This is a genomic window from Streptomyces sp. SID9727 (assembly GCF_010550605.1).
Taxonomy (GTDB): Bacteria; Actinomycetota; Actinomycetes; order Streptomycetales; family Streptomycetaceae; genus Streptomyces.
Window position 1 is genome coordinate 1 of sequence record NZ_JAAGNI010000153.1, and the last position, 532, is coordinate 532.

The following is a 532-nucleotide window of genomic DNA, read 5'->3' on the forward strand; positions in this document are numbered from 1 at the left end:
TGCCCGCCGTGCCGCCCCCGCCGCCGAGGTGCCGGTCCCGAACGAGCTGATCCCCGCCCAGCAGGCCGAGGGCTCCGGACGCCGTCGTGGGCGGCCCAGCCCCGCCGAGACGGGTGCGCAGGCGGCCCGGTCCGCCCCGGGGCAGGCCCTCGCGCTGCCCGCGGCCGCTCCGTCGGAGGGCTCCGTGGTGACCGCCGCCGAGGGCGCACAGGGTGTCCGGCCGCAACTCGGGCAGACGGTGCCTCCGCAGGGCGTTCCGGCCGGGGCACAGGTTCCGGTCGCGGCACAGGTTCCGGTCGCGGCCGGCGGGCATCGGGGGAACCCGGGTGACGAGGGCCGTCTCGCCCTTCCCCCCGTCGTGAACGCCGTCGAGTCCACGGCCCCCGCCGCCTTCTCGAACCTCGACGACGCCGGCCGCCCGGCGCCCGGCCCGGTGGCCACCCCTTACGGGCCGGTGGCCCCTTCGCCTTCGCCTTCGCCGGAGCTGCCCGCCCCGGCACCGCAGCCGACCGGGCGGCGCCGCCGCGCCCTG

General features: G+C 80.5%; 1 pseudogene. It reads left to right on the forward strand.

The features are described 5' to 3' along the window. Window positions 1-532: pseudogene (locus tag G3I41_RS10195) on the forward strand (nickel transporter); the annotation flags it as partial.